This is a genomic window from Verticiella sediminum (assembly GCF_007558815.1).
Classification (GTDB): Bacteria; Pseudomonadota; Gammaproteobacteria; order Burkholderiales; family Burkholderiaceae_B; genus Verticiella; species Verticiella sediminum.
On the sequence record NZ_VLTJ01000032.1, the window covers coordinates 22,460 to 41,327 of the forward strand.

At 70.7% G+C, this 18,868-nt stretch carries 13 protein-coding genes; 10 read left to right on the forward strand and 3 right to left on the reverse strand.

Annotated elements, in window-relative coordinates:
* The first annotated feature begins 95 nt into the window (after nt 1-95).
* The 9 genes from FOZ76_RS17755 (at nt 96) to FOZ76_RS17795 (ending at nt 14,285) form a co-directional block, all read left to right on the forward strand.
* Nucleotides 96-2,546, forward strand: a complete 2,451-nt coding sequence (locus tag FOZ76_RS17755) for a CaiB/BaiF CoA transferase family protein (RefSeq protein WP_170235519.1) — start codon at nt 96-98, stop codon at nt 2,544-2,546.
* On the forward strand, nt 2,543-3,616 hold the full coding sequence (locus FOZ76_RS17760; protein WP_246129599.1) for an ABC transporter ATP-binding protein: 1,074 nt from the start codon (nt 2,543-2,545) through the stop codon (nt 3,614-3,616). Before FOZ76_RS17755 ends, FOZ76_RS17760 begins: the two co-directional genes overlap by 4 nt.
* A complete protein-coding gene (locus tag FOZ76_RS17765; RefSeq protein WP_246129601.1) occupies nt 3,613-4,701 on the forward strand; it encodes an ABC transporter ATP-binding protein in 1,089 nt (362 codons plus the stop codon). The genes FOZ76_RS17760 and FOZ76_RS17765 overlap by 4 nt, the downstream gene beginning before the upstream one ends.
* 20 nt (nt 4,702-4,721) lie before the next feature.
* On the forward strand, nt 4,722-6,293 hold the full coding sequence (locus tag FOZ76_RS17770; RefSeq protein WP_143949631.1) for an ABC transporter substrate-binding protein: 1,572 nt from the start codon (nt 4,722-4,724) through the stop codon (nt 6,291-6,293).
* 132 nt (nt 6,294-6,425) lie between these two features.
* Complete coding sequence (locus FOZ76_RS17775) at nt 6,426-7,385, forward strand: ABC transporter permease (RefSeq protein ID WP_143949632.1); 960 nt, start codon at nt 6,426-6,428, stop codon at nt 7,383-7,385.
* Nucleotides 7,382-8,275: an ABC transporter permease gene (locus tag FOZ76_RS17780; RefSeq protein WP_143949633.1), complete on the forward strand. Its 894-nt coding sequence runs from the start codon at nt 7,382-7,384 to the stop codon at nt 8,273-8,275. Before FOZ76_RS17775 ends, FOZ76_RS17780 begins: the two co-directional genes overlap by 4 nt.
* 414 nt (nt 8,276-8,689) lie before the next feature.
* Nucleotides 8,690-11,569, forward strand: a complete 2,880-nt coding sequence (gene ptsP, locus FOZ76_RS17785) for a phosphoenolpyruvate--protein phosphotransferase (RefSeq protein ID WP_143949634.1) — start codon at nt 8,690-8,692, stop codon at nt 11,567-11,569.
* Nucleotides 11,569-12,516 (forward strand): 1-phosphofructokinase, encoded by a 948-nt coding sequence (gene pfkB, locus FOZ76_RS17790; protein WP_143949635.1) that lies wholly within the window; start codon nt 11,569-11,571, stop codon nt 12,514-12,516. Before ptsP ends, pfkB begins: the two co-directional genes overlap by 1 nt.
* Nucleotides 12,513-14,285, forward strand: a complete 1,773-nt coding sequence (locus tag FOZ76_RS17795; protein ID WP_143949636.1) for a fructose-specific PTS transporter subunit EIIC — start codon at nt 12,513-12,515, stop codon at nt 14,283-14,285. Before pfkB ends, FOZ76_RS17795 begins: the two co-directional genes overlap by 4 nt.
* 39 nt (nt 14,286-14,324) lie before the next feature.
* Here FOZ76_RS17795 and FOZ76_RS17800 read toward each other — a convergent pair whose 3' ends face one another.
* Nucleotides 14,325-15,242, reverse strand: a complete 918-nt coding sequence (locus tag FOZ76_RS17800; RefSeq protein WP_170235520.1) for an FkbM family methyltransferase — start codon at nt 15,240-15,242, stop codon at nt 14,325-14,327.
* A gap of 157 nt (nt 15,243-15,399) precedes the next feature.
* The gene (locus tag FOZ76_RS17805) at nt 15,400-17,199 is read right to left on the reverse strand and encodes a M61 family metallopeptidase (RefSeq protein ID WP_246129603.1); all 1,800 of its coding nucleotides are present in this window, start codon (nt 17,197-17,199) and stop codon (nt 15,400-15,402) included.
* A 93-nt stretch (nt 17,200-17,292) separates the two neighbouring features.
* Here FOZ76_RS17805 and FOZ76_RS17810 point away from each other — a divergent pair, with 93 nt between their 5' ends.
* Nucleotides 17,293-18,069, forward strand: a complete 777-nt coding sequence (locus FOZ76_RS17810; protein WP_143949638.1) for an enoyl-CoA hydratase — start codon at nt 17,293-17,295, stop codon at nt 18,067-18,069.
* 21 nt (nt 18,070-18,090) lie between these two features.
* Here the strand turns inward: FOZ76_RS17810 and glcF are convergent.
* Nucleotides 18,091-18,868, reverse strand: a 778-nt coding sequence (gene glcF / locus FOZ76_RS17815; protein WP_143949639.1) for a glycolate oxidase subunit GlcF, incomplete at its 5' end; no start/stop codon positions are given.

Below are 18,868 nucleotides of genomic sequence, written 5' to 3' on the forward strand. Positions count from 1 at the left end.
GACATGAGCAAGTCCGGACTTGCCGGCTGCGGATCATCCTCGCGATGCCTACACGGCGCCGCGGCGATGCATGCCGCTGTGGTGCGAGGCGTGGCGTGACGCCGCCAGCGCTGTTCGCCGGCCTGAGCGTGCTCGAGCTGGGCGTGCTGCCGGCCGGCGCCTATACGGCCCGGCTGCTGGCCGAGCTGGGTGCGCATGTCGTCAAGTTCGAGCCACCGGCGGGCGACCCGGCGCGCCATGCTTCACCGTGCATCGCCGGCGGCGAGCCGGGGCTGGCGAGCGCGTGGTTCGCCTGGCTCAACGCCGGCAAGCACAGCGCGAGGCTCGGCGACGCGGGCGCGACACTGCTCGACAGGCTGGTCTCGGCCGATGTCGTCATCGACAGCCTCACGGCGTCCGAGCGCACGCGCCTGGGCATCGACCTCGAAGGCCTGCGCCGCGAGCGTCCCGGCCTCATCGTTGCCGACCTGAGCTGGTTCGGCCGCAGCGGGCCGTACGCCGGATTTCGCGGCACCGATGCCGTGTGCCGGGCGCTGGCCGGACTGACCTCTCTCACCGGGCCCGCGGCCGGCCCGCCGCTCGGCCTGCCGGACTATCAGGCCGCCGTCAGCGCGGGGCTCGCGGCGTTCGTCGCGGTGGCCGCCTCCCTGTACGGACGCTTGCGCGGCGTGGCCGGCATGCAGTGGGAGACCAGCGTGTTCGAAGCCTCCTGCGTGCTCGCCGAGATGCAGGCCACCGAGGCGCACGGCAAGGGTGCGCGGCCGGCGCGCCTGGGGCTCAACCGCTACACACCGACCTTCCCGATGGGGGTCTACGCATGTGCCCAGGGCTGGCTGGGCGTCACTGTGATCACGCCGGCGCAATGGCGCGACTTCTGTGCATTGCTCGGGCTGCCCGAACTGGCTGCCGACCCCGCCCTCGCCACCGGCGTGGACCGGCTCGCCCAGGCCGACCGCATCGATACCCTCATCGGCCCTCGCCTGCGCGAGCGCACGGCCGCCGAATGGTTCGAGCAAGGGCTGGCGCGCCGTCTGCCTTTCGTGGAGATGCCCGACATGGGGCAAGTGCTCGCGTCGCCGCGCTTCGCGGCGCGCGGCGCGCTGGCCACCTACGAGCTTGGTGCACGTACGCTGCACGGCCCCGGCGTGCCCTGGCGCATCCGCGGGCTGGCGGCGGGCGGCCGGGTTCCCCGGCTGGGCGAAGCCGCCGCGCCGGCGCCCACGGGCGCCTGGCCCGGGGCGCTGGCCCGGGCGCCGCGTGCCGATGCCGCGGCCAGCCCCGCGCAGCCGCTCGCCGGGCTGCGCGTGCTCGACCTCTCCATGGGCTGGGCCGGCCCCTTGTGCACGCGCCAGCTCGCCGATCTCGGCGCCAGCGTCGTCAAGGTCGAGAGCTGCGGCTACGCCGACTGGTGGCGCGGCACCAGCATCAATCCCGACGACTATGCCGCCCGCCTCTACGAGAAGCAGCCGCGGTTCAACATGATGAACCGCAACAAGGAAGGCATCACGCTCGACCTGACGCACCCGGAAGGCGTGGCGCTGGTGAAGGCGCTGGCGCGCGATGCGGATCTCGTTGTCGAGAACTATTCCAACGGCGTGCTGGCCAAGCTCGGCCTGGACTATCCGCAACTGCGCGCGATCAAGCCCGATCTGGTCATGCTGTCCATGTCCGCCTACGGTGCCGGGGGCGCCTGGGCCGAATGCCGCGCGTATGGTTCGACGCTGGAGCAGGGCGCGGGCCTGCCCGGCCTGAACGGCGTGCCGGGGCAGCCGCCGGTCATGAACCACATCGCCTACGGCGACGCCGTGGGAGGGCTCAATGCGGCCTGCGCCGCGCTTGCCGCGCTGATGTGGCGCGATCTCACCGGCGAAGGCCAGCATCTGGACATCTCGCAGATCGAATGCATGCTGCCGTACGCAGCGCCCTGGCTGCTCGCACATTCGGCCGCCGGCGCCACCCCCGAACGGGTCGGCAACCGGCATCCGGACCACGCCCCGCACGGCATCTACCGTTGCGCTGGGGCCGACGCCTGGGTGCTGGTGAGCGTGGCCGACGATGCCGCCTGGGCCGCGCTGTGCCAGGCGCTCGGCCGCGACGACCTGCGCCGGGACGCCACGCTCGCGCACGCCGCGGGCCGGCGCGCGGCACACGACAGGCTGGACCGCATCATCGCCGCATGGACAGCCCGGCACGCTGCGGACAGCGCCATGCACCTCTTGCAGGCCGCCGGGGTGCCGGCCGGCGTGATCCGCGCGCCGCACGATCTGTTCGACGACGCGCACCTGGCGGCCCGCGGCCACTGGCGCGAGATGATGCGGCCGCATGTAGGGTCGCATCCGCTGCCCGCCGCGCCGTTCCGGCCGCAAGGGCGCGCCCTGCCGATGCGCGGCCCTGCGCCGACGCTGGGCGAGCACAACGACCGGGTGCTCGGCCGCCTGGGCCTGGACGCCGAGGCCATCGCGCAGCTACGCGCGGCCGGCGTGATCGGCGAACAGGCCTATCCGCCCGCCAAGTTCATCCGCCCGACTTCAGGAGTGCCGACATGACTGCTTCCGGCTGGAGCGCCAGCGCCAGACGCGCGGCGCCCGACGACATGGCGGGCGTGCACAGGGGCGTGACGGCCGACGCCGCCGCACCGCTGCTGGACGTGCGCCAGCTCTCGATCCACTTCGGCGAACCCGGCGACGAAGTCCAGGCCACGCGCGACGTGAGTTTCGCCATCCGGCCCGGCGAGCGAGTGGGCCTGGTGGGCGAAAGCGGTTGCGGCAAGACCGTCACCGGTCTGTCGCTCCTCGGCCTGCTGCCGCCCGGGCGCAGCCGCGTCGAGGGTGCCGTGCGTTTCGACGGCCAGGACCTGCTCGCCCAGGGTGCGCGCGCCTGGCGGCGGGTGCGCGGCGCGCAGATCGGCATGATCTTCCAGGAACCCATGAGCGCGCTCGACCCCGTCTTCACCATCGGCCAGCAGATCGCCGAGACGCTCAAGGCGCACCAGCGCATCGACGACAGGCAGGCGCGCGAGCGCGCCATCGCCGCGCTGGCCGAAGTGGGCATCCCGGCGCCGGAGCGGCGCGTGGACGACTACCCGCACCAGCTCTCGGGCGGCATGCGCCAGCGCGCGATGATCGCCATTGCGCTGGTCTGCCGGCCGCGCCTGCTGATCGCCGACGAGCCCACCACCGCGCTGGACGTGACGATCCAGGCGCAGATCATCGACCTGCTGCTCGCCCTGAGCGAGCGCAACGGCACCGCGCTGCTGTTCATCACGCACGACTTGGGCGTGGTCGCCGAGACCTGCACGCGCGTGCTCACCATGTACGCGGGCGAGGTGGTCGAGGATGCCCCGGTCGGCCAGGCGCTGGCGGCGCCGCAGCATCCCTACACCTCCGGGCTGCTGCGTTCCATGCCGCGACTGAGCGAACGCAAGTCGCGCCTGCCGTCGGTGCCGGGCCGCGTGCCGCGGCTCACGGAGATGCCGGTGGGCTGTCGTTTCGCGGCGCGCTGCGCGCATGCGCGCGACGTTTGCCACGAGCTGCAGCCCTTGCGTCCGGCCGGCGCCCAGCGCAGCGTGCGCTGCGTGCGCCACGACGAACTCGACCTGCCGGGAGCCTCCACATGAACGCCATCGTCCAACCCGGCGCGGCGCACGCCGCGGGGCCGCGCGAGAAAGCGCGCGCGATGTCCGCCGTTCAGACCAGCACGCTCTTGAGCGTGCACGACCTGCGCGTACACTTTCCGACGGCACGCGCGCGCGAGACCGTCAAGGCCGTGGACGGCGTCTCCTTCGATGTGTGCGAAGGCGAAACCTTCGGCATCATCGGCGAATCCGGTTCGGGCAAATCCACGCTGGGCCGCGTGATGGTGATGCTCACCCAGCCCACCGGCGGCACGCTGCGCCTGGACGGCCAGGACCCGGCCAGACTCTCGGGCGCCGCCCTGCGCGCCTTGCGGCGCGACTTCCAGGTGGTGTTCCAGGACCCCAACGCCGCGCTGGACCCGCGCATGCGCATCGGCGACAGCGTGCGCGAGCCGCTGGACATCCAGGGCACGCTGCCGCGCGCCGAGCGGCGCGAGCGCGTTCTGCAGGCACTGGACCACGCCGGCCTCGGGCCGGAGTTCGCCGAGCGCTACCCGCACGAGATCTCGGGCGGCCAGAAGCAGCGCGTGAACATCGCACGCGTGCTTACGCTGCAGCCGCGCATGATCGTCTGCGACGAGGTCGTCGCCGCGCTGGATGTCTCGATCCAGGCCGACATCCTCAACCTCTTCGCCGACCTGCAGCAGCGCTTCGGCCTCACCTACGTCTTCATCACCCACGACCTGGGCGTCGTCTCGCACATCAGCGACCGCATCGCCGTGATGTACCTCGGGCGCTTCATGGAACTGGCCGATGCCGCCACCCTGGAGCGCGGCGCCCTGCATCCCTACACACAGGCGTTGCTCTCGGCCGAGCCCTCGCCCATGCCGGGCCAGGGCCGCGCCAACCGCATCGTGCTGCAGGGCGAAGTGCCCAGCCCCATCGCCCCGCCGTCGGGTTGCCGCTTCCGCACGCGCTGCCGGTACGCCCAGGCGCGGTGCGCGGAGCAGGAGCCGGCCTGGCGCGAGCTGGCGCAAGGCCATTGGGTGGCCTGTCATTTCGCTGCAAGAGAAGGCATGCAAGTTCCCGCCAATACTGGCTGCCCGGCAGCCGAGGCCACGGCCTAGCGGCCACAAGGAGAAGATCGATGAGCTTTCGCATTCTCGACGAATCGCGCGGCCCGAGCCGTGTTGCGCTCACGCGCCGCCAGATGATCGCGGTGCTGGCCGGAGGCGCTGCTTCCCTCGCCCTGCCCGGCGGCGCCTGGGCCGGCGCGGCCGCAGGCGGGCGCCTGCGCGTGGCCGCGCCGGCCAATCCGTCCAGCCTGGACCCGGCCACGGGCGGCGCCGGCAGCGATCACCCGTTTCTCTTCCCCATGTTCGACACCCTGGTGATGTGGGATTTCGAGACCCTGGAGGCCAAGCCGGGCCTGGCCGAGAGCTGGCAGTTCAGCGATGCCAAGACCCTGGTGCTCAACCTGCGCAGCGGCGTCACGTTCCACGACGGCACGCCGTTCGACGCCGAAGCCGTCAAGTTCAATCTCGAACGCAACAAGACCGCCCCGCGCTCCAACATCAAGGCCGATCTTTCCACCGTGGAGGCGGTGGAAGTCACCGGCCCGATGCAGGTCACGCTGCGCCTGCAGCAGCCCGACTCGGCGCTGCCGCTCATCCTGTCCGACCGCGCCGGCATGATGTGCTCGCCCACCGCCGTCAAGAAGTTCGGCGACGATCACGACCGCAACCCGGTCGGCGCCGGCCCGTGGAAGTTCGACGCCTGGGTCAACAACGAGCGCATCAGCGTCACGCGCTACGAGAACCACTGGCGCAAGGACGTGGCCCAGGTCGCCGGCATCGACTTCGCCATCATCCCCGAGGTCAACACCGGCCTGCGCTCGGTGATGGGCGGGCAGAACGATTTCGTGTACCAGCTTTCGCCGCAGCAAAAGCAGATCATGGACCGGGCGCGCAACATCGAGTCGGTCTCCGGCCCCACGCTCTACTGCCTGCAGATCTACCTGAACTACGGCCGCAAGCCGCTGGACGACCAGCGCGTGCGCCTGGCGATCAACCACGCGATCGACCGCGAGGCCTTCCTGAAAGCGAGCATGATGGGCATCGGCGAGGTGGCGTGGATGAACCTGCCCAAGCAGCACTGGGCCTACGAGCCCTCGCTCGAGAACTGCTGGCCGCACGACCCGGACAAAGCGCGCCAGTTGCTCGCCGAGGCCGGCTACAAGGACGGCATGGACCTGCATCTGCTGGGCTATACCGACCAGCGCTCGGTGCAGCGCCAGGAGATCCTGATCGAACAGTTCCGTCGGGCCGGCATCCGCTGCCGCTTCGAGAACGGCTCGATCGCCGAGAAGAGCGCGCAGTACTTCGCCGAAGGCCGGGGCGACGGCATCCTGTCGGCCTGGACCGGCCGCCCGGACCCTTCGCTGTCGTATGCGCTCATGTATCTCAAGGACGCCTACTTCAACGCCGGCCATGCCGAGCCCTCGCCCGAACTGACCGAAGCCATCCTGGCCAGCCGCGCTACGGAAGACCAGGAGGCCCGCAAGAAGGAACTCGCGACCGTGCAGCGCATCGTCACCGAGCAGGCGCTGGTCGCGCCGCTCATCTTCCAGTACGAACTCGCGGGCTACACCCCCAAGGTGCAGGGCTTCAAGACCAACCTGCTCGGCAAGCCCAAGTTCGAGGGCGTGCATCTCGCCTGATCACGAGGAAGAGCCCGCCCACCTCGCGGCTTGCATGCCGCTCGGATTCGCCAGGCGTAGGACAGCTCGCAGGGACTGTGCTACGCCCGGGCTGATCCTCCAGGCGGGATCGACTCATCTTAGGAGCGTGCCATGATCCAACGCGAGCGCGTGCGTTTCCTCGGCAATCGACTGCTGCAGTTCGTGCCGGTGATCCTGCTCGCCACCTTCATCGTGTTCGGCCTGATGCAGCTCGTGCCGGGCGACATCGCGGTCACGCTGGCCGGCGAGAACGCCTCGCAGGCGCGCATCGCCGAGATCCGCGGTCTGTACGGCCTGGACCGGCCCATGCTGGTGCAGTACGGCGACTGGCTGTGGAATGCGCTGCACGGCGATCTGTCGAGATCGATTCTCTCCGGCGCGCCGGTGCTCGACACGATTGCACGGACATTTCCCCTGACGCTACTGATCGTGGGTTATGCCATGGTGCTGTCGCTGGCGATCGGCCTGCCCCTGGGCGTGCTCGCCGCGACGCGTCCGGGCAGCCGCATCGACGGCTTCGTGACGGGCCTGGCCTCGGTCGGCATCGCCGTGCCCAATTTCTGGCTGGCCATGCTGCTGGTGTCCTACTTCGCGCTGCAACTCGGCTGGTTTCCGGCCACGGGCGCGGTGGCGTTCGGCGACGACCCGTGGGGCGCGCTGCATGCCGCCACGCTGCCCGCGGTGGCGCTGGCCTCGGGCGGCATCGCCGACGTGGCGCGGCAGTTGCGCAGCGCGCTCATCGAAGTGCTGTCCTCGCAATACGTGCGCACCCTGCGCGCCAAGGGGCTGTCGGACACCGCCATCCTCTGGAAGCACGGCCTGAAGAACGTCAGCGTCACCATGCTTACCGTCACCGGCCTCGTCTTCAACCGGCTGCTCGGCGCCACCGTGGTGGTCGAGGCGGTCTTCGCCATCCCCGGCATCGGCTCGTCGGTGGTGTACGCCGCCATTCACAAGGATTTCCCGGTGATCCAGGGCGCCGTCCTGGTCATGGTGCTGGTGGTCATCAGCGTGAACCTGCTGATCGACCTGTTCTATACGATCCTCGATCCCCGGGTAGCACGCCGATGAGTTCCGTTCCCTTCGAGAAAGCCGAGCCGGCCGCCGCAGCGAATCCGGCCACCGCCCCGCGCCGCCGCAGGTCGTGGCTGCGGCGCCAGCCGGGCGCTGCGCTGAGCCTGGTCTTTCTGGTCGCCTTGCTGCTGGTGGCGATCCTGGCGCCGTGGATCGCGCCGTACACGCCCACCGACCAGGATTTCAACAACATCCTCGCCGTGCCCGATGCCGCGCACTGGCTGGGCACCGACGACCTGGGCCGCGACGTGCTGAGCCGGCTGATCCACGGCGCGCCGGCCACGCTCTATGCGAGCGTGCTCGCGGTGGCGGTGGCGGTCGCCATCGGCCTGCCCGTGGGTCTGATCGCCGGCTTCGTCGGCGGCTGGGTGGACGATGTCATCAGCCGCCTGATCGACACTTTCCTGTCGTTCCCGGCCATCGTGCTGGCGGTGGCCGTCACCGGCGCCCTCGGCATCGGCCTCACCAACGCCATGATCTCGGTGGGTATCGTGTTCTCCCCGCAGGTCGCCCGGCTGGTGCGGGCGCAGACGCTGGTGGTGCGCGAAAGCCTCTACGTGGATGCGGCCAGGGCCTTCGGCGCCACGCCGGCGCGCATCCTGTGGCGCCATATCGTGCCGAACGCGATCCAGCCGGTGATCGTGCAGGTGACGCTGCTGCTCGCCACCGCGCTGCTGGCCGAGGCCAGCCTGAGCTTCCTCGGCCTGGGCGTGCAGCCGCCCGAGACCAGTTGGGGCGCGATGCTGGCGCGCGCCTACCAGTACATGGAGATCGCGCCCGAGCAGATGATCGTGCCGGGGTTGGCGATCCTCTTCACCGCGCTGGCGGTGAACACGCTCGGCGAGGCCGTGCGGGTGGCGCTGGACCCGACGCGCAAGGGGCGCTAGCGGCGGCTGGTCGCGCTGTCTGGCGACGCAGCGCCGCCACCCGCCACCCACCGGGAGGCGGCCATCCGGCGTGCCCGTATCGGCACGCCTTGCCTCGTGCCCATCCATCCAGTCCTCCGGGCCATGCATGACCCGGGCACCGGCGCTGTATGCTCGGCCGGCAGGGCGCAACCATTGCGCGCCGCCGAAGCGTGGGCCGCCGGTTGCATTTGTTACGCGATCCCGCCGTTGTTGGGCGGGATACAACGGCGACAGGGCACGTCTTTGTGCGACGCTTCCATCGGTGGAGGTTGCCGGTTACTGTGTGCGCCTTTGCGGCGGGCCGATGCGGGAAGCCGCGCCGGCGGCGCCGGCGCGCCCGGCGCCCTGCTTGATGGACGATGACGCGGGCCGCGGCCCGAACGAGGTGACACGATGCTCGAGCTGACGGCTGAGCAGGTTTCGATGGGGGTTGCCGTCCCCGACAAGGAAGCGGCGCTGGCGCTGCTCGCGCGCGAGTTGCAAGCCGACGGGCTGGTGCGCGAAGGCTATCTCAAGGGGCTGCAGGCCCGCGAAGCCCAGGGCGTGACCTACCTGGGGCAGGGCATCGCGATCCCGCACGGCACGCCCGAGACGCGCGAGCTGGTCGAGCGCACCGGGGTCCGGCTGCTGCAGTTCCCCGACGGCGTGGATTGGGGCCAGGGGCAGATGGTGTACCTGGCCATCGGCATTGCTGCGCGTTCGGACGAGCACCTGCGGCTGCTGCAGATGCTGACGCGTGCGCTGGGCGAGGCGGATCTGGCCGACGCCCTGCGTCAGGCGAACACTCCCGACGCGATCCTGGGCCTGCTGCAGAGCGCGCCCAAGGAGCTCGAACTGGATCGCCGGCTGATCGGCCTGGACACGCCTGCCGAGGACGTCGACGAACTCATCATCCAGGGCGTGCGCCTGCTGCGCCGGGCCGACTGCGTCGGCCGCGAGTTCGCCGCCGAGGTGCTGGGCGAGGAGCCGATGCCGCTGGGCGGCGGGCTGTGGTGGGTGAGCAGCGAGGCCGGCGTCCTGCGCCCGGCGCTGGCCTATCTCAAGCCCGAGCGGCCGCTGCGCCATCGCGGCCAGCCGGTCGAGGGCCTGCTCTGCCTGGCCAGCACCGGCGACGCCCACCTGAAGCTGCTCGATCGTCTGTGCGAACTGTTGTTGAGCGGGCGCAGCGGCGAGCTCACGCAGGCCCGCGCCAGCCGCGACGTGCTCGAGGCGCTGGGCGGCGAGGCGGTGCCCGAGTGGCCCGCGGTGCGCGTGCGCCTGGCCAACGCGCACGGCTTGCATGCGCGGCCGGCGCGCGAACTGGTGCAACTGGCCAAGCAGTTCGAGGGGGATGTCCGGGTGCGGCTGGTCGACAGCGACGGCCCGGCGGTGTCCGCCAAGAGCCTGAGCAAGCTGTTGAGCCTGGGCGTGTACCGTGGCCAGACCATCGAGCTGCTGGCCGAACCGGCGATTGCGGACCGGGCGTTGCCGCTGCTGCGCGCCGCCATCGAGCAGGGCCTGGGCGAGCCGGTCGAGCCGCTGTCGGAAGTGGTGCCCGCTGCGCCCCTGCCCACGCAGGCGCAGGCGGACATGGAACAAGAGCCGCCGGCGCAGGCGCCGCTGCTCGGAAGCTGGCTGCACGCGGTGCCCGCCGCGCCCGGCGTCGCGATCGGCCCGGTGCACCTGCAGTTGGCGTGCGCGCTGGAGTACCCGAGCCGGGGCGAATCGCCGGCGATCGAGCGCGAACGGCTGGCCGCCGCCCTGGCAGAGGCGCGGGCGGAAGTCGAGGCCCTGGTCGCGCGCAGCGAGGCCAAGGCGGTGCGCGACATCTTCGGCGCGCACCTGGAAATGCTGGCCGACCCGGCGCTCACCGACGAAGTGCACGCGCGACTGCAGCAAGGCGAGAGCGCCGAGGCGGCCTGGGCCACCGTGATCGAAGAGGCCGCTGTGGCGCAGGAGCGGCTGCAGGACGCGGTGCTCGCCGAACGCGCGGCCGATCTGCGCGACATCGGGCGGCGGGTGCTGGGCCGCCTGTGCGGCGTGGCCGAAGTCACGGCGCCCGACGAGCCCTACGTGCTGGTCATGGCCGAGATGACGCCATCGGACGTGGCACGGCTCGATCGCGAGCGCGTCGCGGGGCTGCTCACCGCGCGCGGCGGGGCGACGGCGCACAGCGCCATCGTGGCGCGGGCGCTGGGCATTCCGGCGCTGGTGGGCGCGGGCGACGGTGTGCTGCTGCTCGCCGAGGGCACCCGCGTGCTGCTCGACGGCCAGCGCGGGCGCCTGCTCGTCGGCCCGGACGACGCGCAGGTCGAACATGCCCGCGAGGAGCAGCATCGGCGCGCCGAGCGGCTGCGCCTGGCCGAAGCCCACAAGCTCGAACCGGCCCGCACGCGCGACGGCCATGCGGTCGAAGTGGCCGCCAACCTGGGCGACAGCGCCGGCGCGGCCAAGGCCATGGCGCAAGGCGCCGAGGGCGTGGGCCTGCTGCGCACCGAGTTCATCTTCATGGCGCAACCCCAGGCGCCCGACCTGGCGACGCAGGAGGCGGAGTACCGGCGCGTGTTCGACGCGCTCGACGGCCGTCCGCTGGTCGCGCGCACGCTGGACGTGGGCGGCGACAAGCCCTTGCCCTACTGGCCGGTGCCGCACGAGGACAACCCGTTCCTGGGCGTGCGCGGCATCCGCCTCACGCTGCGCCGCCCGCAGCTCATGGAAACGCAGTTGCGCGCCCTGCTGCGCGCGAGCGATGGCCGGCCGCTGCGCATCATGTTCCCGATGGTCGGCGGCGTGGACGAATGGCGCCAGGCCCGCGAAATGACCCGCCTGCTCGCCCGCGAGATTCCGCAGGCCGACCTGCAACTGGGCATCATGGTCGAGGTGCCGTCGGCCGTGATGCTGGCGCCGGTGCTGGCGCGCGAAGTGGATTTCTTCAGCATCGGCACCAACGATCTCACGCAGTACTGCCTGGCGATCGACCGCGGCCACCCCACGCTGTCGGCACAGGCCGACGGCCTGCACCCCGCGGTGCTGCGCATGATCGACATGACCGTGCGCGCCGCCCACGCCGAGGGCAAGTGGGTGGGCGTGTGCGGCGAGCTGGCCGGCGATCCGCTCGCCGTGCCGCTGCTGGTCGGCCTGGGGGTGGACGAACTGAGCCTGTCGCCCGGCGGCATCCCTGAGGTCAAGGCGCGCGTGCGCGAGCTGCAGTATTCGACGGCGGTGGAGCTGGCGGCCACCGCACTGACCCTGGACGGCGCGGCCGCCGTGCGCGCGCTGGCGGAGAGATTCTGATGGCCAAGGTACTCACTTTCACACTCAATCCCGCGCTGGACCTGACCGTGCAACTGCCGCAACTGCAGTTGGGGATCGTCAACCGCAGCGTGGAGCAGCACTTGCATCCGGCCGGCAAGGGGCTGAACGTGGCGCGCGTGTTGACCGACCTCGGCCATACGCTGACGGTCGCCGGCTTTCTCGGCATGGACAACCACGAGGCCTTCGACGGCCTGTTCGCGCGGCGCAAATGGCGCGATGGTTTCGTGCGCGTGCCGGGCCAGACCCGCTGCAACGTCAAGATCGCCGAGGCCGATGGGCGCGTGACCGACGTCAATGGGCCCGGCATGCAGGTCGATGCCGGCGCCCAGCAGGCGCTGTTCGCCTCCCTGGACGCGCTGATGGCCGATCAGGATCTGGTCGTGGTGGCGGGCAGCCTGCCGCCAGGCGTCGCTCCCGACTGGTTCGCCGGCTTCGTCGCCGCGCTGCACGACTACGGCAAGCCGGTGCTGCTCGACAGCAGCGGCGCCGCCCTGCGCGCGGGCATCACGGCGCGGCCTGCGCTGATCAAGCCCAATATCAACGAGCTGTCGGAGTACGCCGGGCGCCCGCTGGCTGCGCTGGCCGACCTGGCTGCCGAAGCCGAACGCCTGCACGGCCTGGGCGTCGAGCACGTCGTCGTGTCCATGGGCAGCGACGGTGTGTGCTGGTTCGGGCCGGGGATGGCCCTGCGCGCCACGTCGCCCAAGGTGCCGATGGTCAGCACGGTGGGCGCGGGCGATTCGCTGCTCGCGGGCATGGCGCACGGCCTCTTGAGCGGCTGGCCGCCCGAGCGCAGCCTGCGCCTGGCCGCGGCCGTCGGCGCGCTTGCCGTCACCCAGCTCGGCGCCGGGGTCCCCGATGTCGCCAAGCTCGAACCGCTGCAGCAGGCAGTCACGATACATGCGGTACAGGAGGACGGCCAATGAACCTGGCCATCGTCAGCGCATACCCGGGCGATCGCGCCACGGCAGAACTCAGCGCACGCCTGCTGGCCGGTGCGGCCAGCCGCCTCGGCTGGGAGGTCTCGGTCGAGCTCGATGATCCACAGCATCCCGAGCGCCGCTTGTCGGCCGAGGCCCTGGCCCGGGCCGACTGGGTGCTCCTGATCGGCCAGGGCGAGACCGGCCGCGAACGCTTCGCCGGCAAGCGCGTCTACCAGGCAAGCCCGCAGGAGGCGCTGGAGAACCCCGGCGCCTTCCTGCAGCGCGCCGAACGCGAGGCCGAACTGTCGGCGGCTGCGCTTGGCACGGCGACGCCGGCCGAGGGCGGCCAGGCGCCCCGCGTGGTCGCCGTCACGGCCTGCCCGACCGGGGTGGCGCATACCTTCATGGCCGCCGAGGCCCTCAAGCAGGCGGCGCAGAAGCTCGGCTACGGCCTGAAGGTCGAGACCCAGGGCTCCGTCGGCGCCCGCGATCCGCTCTCGGCGCAGGACATCGCCGACGCCGACGTGGTGCTGCTCGCCACCGACATCGAGGTCGACACCGTGCGGTTTGCCGGCAAGCGCGTCTACCACTGCGGCACGGGGCAGGCCCTGAAGCAGGGCGAGGCCACGCTCAAGCGCGCGCTGGCCGAAGCACAAACCATGGGTGCCGCGCCAGCGGCCGGCGCAGGCGGCGCCGAAGGCAAGGCCGCCAAGGCCGGCAAGGGCGAGTCCGCCGGCGTCTACAAGCACCTGCTCACCGGCGTGTCGTACATGCTGCCGATGGTGGTCGCGGGCGGCCTGTTGATTGCGCTGTCCTTCGTCTTCGGCATCGAGGCCTTCAGGGAAGAAGGCACCCTCGCCGCGGCGCTGATGACCATCGGCGGCGAGACGGCATTCCAACTGATGGTGCCGCTGCTCGCGGGCTACATCGCGTATTCGATCGCCGACCGCCCGGGCCTGGCGCCGGGCATGATCGGCGGCATGCTGGCCAGCACGCTGGGCGCCGGCTTCATCGGCGGCATCGTGGCCGGCTTCATCGCCGGCTACAGTGCGCGCGCGATTAGCCGGCACCTGAAGCTGCCGCAGAGCCTGGAGGCGCTCAAGCCCATTCTCATCATTCCGCTGGTGGCCAGCCTCGTCACCGGGCTGCTCATGATCTACGTCGTGGGCAAGCCCGTGGCGGGCGTGCTGGAAGGGCTCACGCGCTTTCTGGACACCATGGGCACCTCCAACGCGGTGCTGCTGGGCCTGCTGCTCGGCGCCATGATGTGCGTGGACCTGGGCGGTCCGGTGAACAAGGCGGCGTACGCCTTCTCGGTCGGCCTGCTGGCCTCGCAGAGCTATGCGCCCATGGCGGCGACGATGGCCGCCGGCATGGTGCCGCCGATCGGCCTGGGCATCGCCACCCTGCTCGCCCGCCACAAGTTCGCCAAGGCCGAGCGCGACGCGGGCAAAGCGGCCCTGGTGCTGGGCGCCTGCTTCATCTCCGAGGGCGCCATCCCGTTCGCCGCGCGCGATCCGCTGCGCGTCATCCCGGCCAGCATCGTCGGCGGCGCGCTGACCGGCGCCCTGAGCATGTACTTCGGCTGCCGGCTGATGGCCCCGCATGGCGGCGTGTTCGTGCTGCTGATCCCGAACGCCATCAACCACGCACTGCTGTATCTCCTGGCGATCGTCGCGGGCAGCGTCGTCACCGGTGTGCTCTACGCCGCCCTGGCGCGGCGCGACCAGCCGGCGATGGTGGTGGAAGAGGGGGTGGAGGGCGCGCGCTGAGGGGCCGCCGGGCCGCGCCCGTCCCGGCGATGCGCCAACCTACGGCATGTTGGTGAAATAGCGGTCCACGCCCAGGGCGTGAACCTGGCGCAGCCCCAGGCGTTCGACCACGGGCAGGATGCGTTGCGCATTGCCTTCGAACACTTCCACCTGCATGAAGACTTCGTTCGTCTTTACCGTGCGTTCCAGGCCGGCCAGGGCGCGGTCCTCGTGGCCTTCGAGATCCATCTTGATGACGATGCGCTCGTCCTGCAGCGGCAGGTACTCGTCGATGCTCACGGCCGGCACGCGCAGCGTGGCCAGCGGAAAGTCGTCGCCGACCACGCCGACGCCGCCGCGGTTGCCGTCGGGATGCGCCCGGCTGTCGAAGAAGGTCAGGGTGCCGGCCGCGTCGCTGATGGCCAGGTTGTGGGGCGTGATCCGCGTGGCGGCGAGGTTCAGGAAGATCTGCGCCTGCAACTGCGCGAAATTGTGCGGGTCGGCATCGAAGGCATGGATGCGCTGCACGCCGGCGCGCATGGCCAGCAGCGAATACAGGCCCCAGTAGGCGCCGAGATCGAGAAACACTACGCTGCGGTCTTGCTGCAGGCGAGCGAGCGTCTGCACGAAATACCGGGTCTGGTCGGCCTCCCAACTGCCGCTGTCGATCACGCAGCGATCGACCTCGCTCGTGCTGTCCAGCAGCAGCCGGAACCCCATGCGTTCGTAGAGCCCGACATCCGTCAGCGCGCTCGTGGCGGGTAGCAGCGCATGCGGCGCTTGCGGGACATGCGCAGGCCCGTTCGCCTCCTCGCGTCGAGGTTCTTGTTGCCTTGCCAGCGCATCCACCTGGCGCGTCAGATGCTGCAGCGATGCCTGGAGCTTGCGCTCGCTCGCGGCCACGGCCTCCTGGGTGCGCAGAATGCCGGCGTATGCACGGCGCATCTGTCGGAACGGGGAAACTTGCCAAAGGCCCATCGGTCTTCTCCTGTCTTGCGATAGTAGCCTCTGGATGCATCTTGGTGCATCTTGTTGTGCGCACTGCTGGCGGCCTCCGCAAAGCGCGCCGGGGTTGCGCACCACCCGACGTCTTTCCCCACTGGGCGCCTGCCGACGGCCAGTGGGGATGAAAGCGTCACCCAGCGAAGAATACCGGCTCGCCCTCGGCCGGCTCGGCCAGCCGTACGCGGTACTCGCGCAGTTCGTCGCGCCGGAAGGCATGGATGCGCACGATCTGCCCCGGCCGATAGCGGGCGAGCAATGCGTCCACGGCGGCCGGCGTGCCCACGCGCAGCCCGTCGATGGCGAGCAGCACGTCCAGCGCCGACAGCCCGCCGCGGTGCGCCGCGCCGCCTTCGTACACGGTGGCCAGCACCACGTCGCTGCCCTGCGCGCGCAGGCGCACGTCGAGCGAGGGCGATAGCCCGGGCTTGGCCGGCTGCGTGCGTATGCCCTGGGTGGCGAGCAGTTCGCGCACCGGCACGTCCTCGCGGCCGTCGACGTAGCGCGCGATGAACTCGCTCGCATCCACGCCGGTGGCTTCGAGAATGAGTTCCGCGAACTCGTGCTCGGCCACGCCCTGCATGCGGCCCTGGTAGAAGTCGCGGCCATACGTGCGCCACATCAGGCGCATCACGTCGTCCAGCGAGCGCTTGCCGGCCGAGCCGTTGCGGATCGTGATGTCCAGCCCCAGCGCCGCGAGCGAGCCCTTGGTGTAGTAGCTGACGATGGCGTTGGGCGAATTCTCGTCCTGGCGGTAGTAGCGCGACCACGCATCGAACGAGCTTTCCGCCACCGATTGCTTCAGGCGGCCGGGGCCGCGCTCGACCGCCGCCACGGTGCGCGCCAGCAGCTTGAGATAGGCCTTGCGGTCGATCACGCCGGCGCGCAGCAGGAACACGTCGTCGTAGAACGAGGTAAAGCCTTCGAACACCCAGAGCAGCCGCGTGTAGTTCTCGCGCGCGAGATCGTAGGGCGCGAAGGCGGCGGGCTTGATGCGCTTGACGTTCCAGGTGTGGAAGTATTCGTGGCTGACCAGGCCGAGAAAGCCGCGATAGCCGTCGGTCTGCTCGGGGTTGCCGATCACGGGCAGATCGTTGCGGCTGGTCATGAGCGCGGTCGAGGCGCGATGCTCCAGGCCGCCGTAGCCATCGCCGGTCACCAGGGTCATGAAGACATAGCGTTCGGCGCTGTCGAGAAAGGGCGCCCTGCGCGTGCGCGGCTCGAAGAAGGCGATCTGCGCTTCGCAGATGCGTTGGCAGTCGCTCACGATGCGCGCCAGGTCCAGGCCCGGCACGATGCCGGTGAAGACCATCTCGTGCTCGGCGCCGTGCGCCGTGAAGCTCGCCACTTGCGGCGTGCCCATCTCGATGGGGTGATCGAGCAGGGCGTCGTAGTCCGGCGCGCGATACAGGCCGAAGCCGTGGCGGCGCGCTGCGCCCGCTACGCCGCGGGCCTCGGGCAGGCTGGTGTATACGCGCCAGGGGCCGTGCGCTATCTGCCTGGAGTCCGGTTCGACGAGCTCGAGCAGGCAGGGCAGGTGTTCCTGCCCATGCACGCGCAGGAACAGGCTGGTGCCGTTGAAGAAGCCGTGGGTCTCGTCCAGGTGCGCGGCACGCACCGAAAGATCCCAGGCATAGATCACGCAGGTGATGGTCAGCGCGCCACGGCAGGGGGCGGCGTGCCAGCTATGCTTGTCGAGCTTGGTGAGTGCCACCTTGCGGCGCCCGCAGCGCGCTTCGATGCGTTCGATCTGGCGGGCGAACTCGCGGATCAGGTAGCTGCCCGGGATCCACGCGGGCAGCGAGACGATCTGGCCGTCGGGGGCGGGGTTGTCGATGGTGAGGGTGACTTCGCAGCGATGGCCGGCGAGGTCGATGGGGGCGAGTCGATAGTGGATCGGGGTATCGGTCATGTCGTGGGCGGGCACGGGCATCGGGGTGACCCGCGCAGGGGATTACTGGCACAATGCTTCGGTCCATCATACTCGCCCACTGGCTACGGGGCCGCGGGCCTTCAGGAGATACCCATGAGCGAAGCCTTCGTCCTCACCGAAACCCATGGCCGCGTCGGTCTCATCACGCTGAACCGTCCCAAGGCGCTCAACGCGCTGAACGATGAGCTGATGAACCAGCTCGGCGCCGCGCTGCTCGATTTCGATGCCAACCTGGACATCGGTTGTATCGTCATCACCGGCAGCGACAAGGCTTTTGCCGCCGGCGCGGACATCGGTGCGATGCAGAACTGGTCGTACATGGAGGTCTACGGCACCGACTACATCACGCGCAACTGGGAAACCCTGCGCCGCGTGCGCAAGCCCGTCATCGCCGCCGTCGCCGGCTATGCCCTGGGCGGCGGCTGCGAACTCGCCATGATGTGCGACTTCATCATCGCCGCCGACAGCGCCCGCTTCGGCCAGCCCGAGATCAAGCTGGGTGTGATCCCCGGCGCGGGCGGCACGCAGCGCCTGCCGCGCGCGGTGGGCAAGTCCAAGGCCATGGACATGGTGCTCACCGGCCGCATGATGAAGGCCGACGAGGCCGAGCGCGCCGGCCTGGTGTCGCGCGTGGTGCCCGCCGCCGAACTCATGAACGAAGCCCTGGAGGCCGCGACCATCATCGCCTCGATGTCGCTGCCGTCGGTCATGATGGCCAAGGAGTCGGTCAACCGCGCCTACGAGTCCTCGCTCACCGAGGGCGTGCTGTTCGAGCGCCGCGCCTTCCATTCGCTGTTCGCCACCTACGACCAGAAGGAAGGCATGAAGGCCTTCCTCGAGAAGCGTTCGCCCACCTTCAAGCACGAATGAGGCGCGCGTAGCCGCGGCGGATCAGCCCGCCGGCGCCAGCGCCGCGTCGAGCAGCTCCACCCAGTGCCGTACCGGCGTGTCGCCCGCGCCGGCCTGCAGGTGGCTGATGCAGCCCACGTTGGCCGAGACGATCTCCACCGGCGCGAGCGCCTGCAGGTGCCCGAGCTTGCGCTCGCGCAGCGCGCCCGCGATCTCGGGCTGCAGCACCGAATACGTCCCGGCCGAACCACAGCACAGGTGGGATTCCTCGTTCGCCACGCGCAGCTCGAAGCCCAGCGCGCGCAGGCCCTGCTCCACCTCGCCGCGCCGCCGCTGGCCGTGCTGCAGGGTGCAGGGCGGGTGATAGGCGATGGTGCCGGCGGGCGGGCGCACGCGGCCCTGCAGGGCCTGCGCCAGCTCGTCCAGGTATTCGCCCAGGTCGCGCGTCATGTCGCTCACGCGCTGGGCCTTGGCGGCGTAGGCCGCGTCGTGGCGCAGCAGATGGCCGTATTCGCGCACGGTCACGCCACAGCCGGAGGCGTTCATCACGATGGCCTCCACATCGCTGCCTTCGATCAGCGGCCACCAGGCGTCGATCAGCGCGCGCATCTGTGCCAGCCCGCCCGCCTGGTCGTTCAGATGGAACTTCACGCCGCCGCAGCATCCGGCGTCCTTGGCGAGCAGCGTCTGGATGCCGGCGGCATCCAGCACCCGGGCGGTGGCGGCGTTGACGTTGGGCATCATGGCGGGCTGCACGCAGCCGGCGAGCAGCAGCACCTTGCGCGCATGCGTGCGGGTGGGCCATGCGCCGGCGGCCGCT

Excerpts from the sequence above, each read along its gene's own strand:
- FOZ76_RS17760 (WP_246129599.1), top strand. The coding sequence starts at position 2,543 with ATGACTGCTTCCGGCTGGAGCGCCAGCGCCAGACGCGCGGCGCCCGAC.
- FOZ76_RS17765 (WP_246129601.1), top strand. The coding sequence starts at position 3,613 with ATGAACGCCATCGTCCAACCCGGCGCGGCGCACGCCGCGGGGCCGCGC.
- FOZ76_RS17770 (WP_143949631.1), top strand. The coding sequence starts at position 4,722 with ATGAGCTTTCGCATTCTCGACGAATCGCGCGGCCCGAGCCGTGTTGCG.
- FOZ76_RS17775 (WP_143949632.1), top strand. The coding sequence starts at position 6,426 with ATGATCCAACGCGAGCGCGTGCGTTTCCTCGGCAATCGACTGCTGCAG.
- FOZ76_RS17780 (WP_143949633.1), top strand. The coding sequence starts at position 7,382 with ATGAGTTCCGTTCCCTTCGAGAAAGCCGAGCCGGCCGCCGCAGCGAAT.
- ptsP (WP_143949634.1), top strand. The coding sequence starts at position 8,690 with ATGCTCGAGCTGACGGCTGAGCAGGTTTCGATGGGGGTTGCCGTCCCC.
- pfkB (WP_143949635.1), top strand. The coding sequence starts at position 11,569 with ATGGCCAAGGTACTCACTTTCACACTCAATCCCGCGCTGGACCTGACC.
- FOZ76_RS17795 (WP_143949636.1), top strand. The coding sequence starts at position 12,513 with ATGAACCTGGCCATCGTCAGCGCATACCCGGGCGATCGCGCCACGGCA.
- FOZ76_RS17800 (WP_170235520.1), bottom strand. The coding sequence starts at position 15,242 with ATGGGCCTTTGGCAAGTTTCCCCGTTCCGACAGATGCGCCGTGCATAC.
- FOZ76_RS17805 (WP_246129603.1), bottom strand. The coding sequence starts at position 17,199 with ATGCCCGTGCCCGCCCACGACATGACCGATACCCCGATCCACTATCGA.
- FOZ76_RS17810 (WP_143949638.1), top strand. The coding sequence starts at position 17,293 with ATGAGCGAAGCCTTCGTCCTCACCGAAACCCATGGCCGCGTCGGTCTC.